Raw genomic sequence first — 3039 nt, forward strand, 5'->3', positions numbered from 1 at the left:
CAGTTGATGGGTGGCATGATCTGGGGCATCGGCCAAGCGTTGCACGAGGCCACGGAAATCGATCAGCGACACGCGCGCTACGTCAATCGCGACCTGCAGGACTATCTGGTGCCGGTCAACGCCGACATCAAACAGGTCGACGTTATCCTGGTCCCCGAAATCGACCACCAGGTCAATCCTGCCGGCGTCAAGGGCTTGGGCGAACTCGGCAATGTCGGAACGGCTGCTGCCGTGGCGAGTGCCGTCTATCATGCCACCGGCAAGCGCATTCGCGATCTGCCGATCAGAATAGATGATTTGATAGGCTGACAATCGAGAGCTCTGAGAGGAGGGGCTTCACAAGCCGACATCGTCGTTGAAATTGTCGCGGTGGCGGCGTTGCCTGACTGAAAAAGTTTTCGCGTGCAGCGATAGCTTAGTTGCCTTGGCTCTCGAGTGTCACTCCGGGGCTGTGGCCGGAGCCGTGTAACGGCGGCGTACAGCGTCAAGCACCCGCTTGCGGCTATCCTGCGCCGACAGGGTCTTGTCCTCTTCCGCCTCGGCGGTTTCGCGCGCCAGATCCTTGTCCCTGATCTGATGTCGGAACCATTTGGAATAGTCGCCGGTGCGCAAATGAAACTCCCAGGTCTTGTCGTCTATCCCCTCGGCGATCTGAGCGAAGATCATCAGATTGTGAGCCCTGAGGTTCATCGCATTGTCAGGGCCATGGAAATAGAAGCTGCCGGCTTCGTCGAGCTGGCCTTCGGCATATTTCCGGCTGTGCCGCTTGAGTGACTGACGTGGTTCGACCACCTTGACCGTCTTGACTTTCTTGCCCGACTGCGGCCGCCAGAACAGCACGCGCGCGCCTTTGGGCGTTGGAATGTCCTTTGGCGGCTCAATGCCAGTTTCCTTGCAGAAGACCTTCACCACGTCCTTCGCCTTGGGGCCAAGCGCAATGATGGCTGTGACAAGGCGCAAGGCGTCTGTCGAGATCGCCTCGGGGTGAACGGTGATCAGGATTGTGCCCGGCAATTCCAATGACAGGACCGCCCGCGTATCGTCGCGCCGCTTGGGCAGAAGATGGTGCGCTTCATCGATGACGAGCCAGTGCGGTCTCGCGGTGCGCCGGCGGAAACTGCTCAGGCCAGGCAGCAGGTCGGCAAAGAAATCCGGCCTCTCGTCGACGCGCAGGGCCAATCCATTGACGACAATGTTGCTGTCGGCCTTGGCGATCAGATCCAGCACCTGCGCCTTTGTCGGCGCGCTTGAGCCGTCTCCCAGGCGAACGGCGCCTTCGAGGCCGTCATAGTCGCCTTCGGGATCGAAGACGCAGAACTGAAAACCACTTTCGACGAAGCGTTCCGTCAGCGCGGTGGCCAAGGTGGATTTACCGATGCCGGAACTCCCGGCAATGAGGATCGTGTCGCTCGGCGACAGGTAGACATCATCGCCGCCAGACGATCCAAGAACGATGCCGTCATGGCGCTTCGGCACTATCGCGTGATCACGCTTTATCAGCTTTGCGATTAATTGCTCCACGCCCTTACCGCGGGCGCCACGCATGACCAGGTCGGCTGTATCCTTGACCGCCGGAATTGCATTGTCGACGGCGGCGCTGCAGCCACAGGCCTGCAGGAACGCGTGGTCGTTCTCGGCATCGCCGACGCCGACGACGTTGTGCGGCGAAAGCCGAAGGTCCTGAAGGGCCGCAGCGAGCCCGGTGGCTTTGTTGATGCCGCTCGGCAGGATCATCACCGCGCCCTTGTTGAAGATGATTTCCAGTTCGAGACCCATCTTCTTGATGATATCGAGCACGGTCGCCTGATGGGGTTCCCAGGTTGCGACGATCGATTGCCCGACCGAAAGCGGCTTGACGCCCTGTCTCTTCAATCTGGCGACGAATTTGGGCTCGGGCGATGGGGCAATCACCCGTTCTTCCTCGCTTGCCGGCGTGTAGATCATCGCGCCATTCTCAGCGACGACCTTGTCGAAGAGGCTAAGCTCGGGAAAGACGCGCTTGAGATCGGGCAGTTCACGCCCGGTGACGAGAACCAGCTTGCGGCCGCTTTTCTTGAACAGCTCAAGTGCAGCGAGCGTCTTCCTGGCGACGATCCCATCATGAGCCAGCGTACCGTCATAGTCTGTCGCCAATGCCATGAAATACATTCCGCCGACCTTCTCGTTCCGGTTGCCCTGCGGCTAGAACGTGTGATCGAGACAAAGGCTCCCCACCGACCGGATCACAGGTCTGGAGAAGGGGACGGTTCGCCCTCGGAAATCAGGAACTCCTTCGGCGCCGGTACGTTGACCAGACAAGCCGGGAACCGTCCCGGTCTTGCTGGCGGCAAACCCCGTCGCCGAAATCCACACCAGGTGCAATGAAAGGTAAGGCCATGGGCTTCTTTTCGAAGGACATCAAGACACTCGACGATCTCTTCGTGCACACGCTGCGCGACATCTATTACGCCGAAAAGCAGATCGAGAAGGCGCTGCCGAAGATGATCGACAAGGCAACCGACCCGCAATTGAAAGCCGGATTTGAAAAACACCTCGACCAGACGAGGGGCCATATCGAGCGCGTCGAACAGGTGTTTGAGTTGCATGGCGTCAAGACCAAGGAGGTCAACTGTCCGGCAATCGACGGCATTCTCGAGGAGGCCGACGATGTGAGCGGTGATGTCGATGACAAGGAGGTTCTCGACGCGGCGCTGATTGCTTCGGCGCAGGCCGTCGAACACTATGAGATGACCCGCTACGGCACGCTCATCGCCTGGGCCAAGCAACTCGGCCGCACCGACTGCGCCAATGTGCTAGCCAAGAATCTCAAGGAAGAACAGGCGACCGATCGCAAGCTCACCGAAATGGCGGAAAGCAAGATCAACCTGCAGGCAGCCGAATAAAGGCTGCAATCCGGCCGGCTGGTAACTCGGCCGGCCGAATTGCCGGTAGGTTCCATTCCGTCAGCGAGACGGGTCGACGCCCAAGGCCGCTGATTGCTTGCGCAGCGCCTCACCGTCGTCCTGCGGCACATGCCCAGCAGATCCTGCAGTTTCCGTG

Annotated in this window: 3 protein-coding genes; 2 read left to right on the plus strand and 1 reads right to left on the minus strand. The window is 59.8% G+C overall.

Annotated elements, in window-relative coordinates; all coding sequences use genetic code 11:
• Nucleotides 1-309 (plus strand): molybdopterin cofactor-binding domain-containing protein (locus EOC06_RS35180; protein WP_164898929.1); only part of this gene is annotated, 309 nt, incomplete at its 5' end.
• Nucleotides 310-438: 129 nt separating this feature from the next.
• Here the strand turns inward: EOC06_RS35180 and EOC06_RS35185 are convergent.
• Nucleotides 439-2148: an HAD family hydrolase gene (locus tag EOC06_RS35185; RefSeq protein WP_128309969.1), complete on the minus strand. Its 1710-nt coding sequence runs from the start codon at nucleotides 2146-2148 to the stop codon at nucleotides 439-441.
• A 227-nt stretch (nucleotides 2149-2375) separates the two neighbouring features.
• Here EOC06_RS35185 and EOC06_RS35190 point away from each other — a divergent pair, with 227 nt between their 5' ends.
• Complete coding sequence (locus EOC06_RS35190) at nucleotides 2376-2882, plus strand: ferritin-like domain-containing protein (protein ID WP_128309970.1); 507 nt, start codon at nucleotides 2376-2378, stop codon at nucleotides 2880-2882.
• Nucleotides 2883-3039: the final 157 nt, after the last annotated feature.

The sequence above is a fragment of the Mesorhizobium sp. M7A.F.Ca.MR.362.00.0.0 genome (genome assembly GCF_004023175.1).
Lineage (GTDB): Bacteria > Pseudomonadota > Alphaproteobacteria > Rhizobiales > Rhizobiaceae > Mesorhizobium.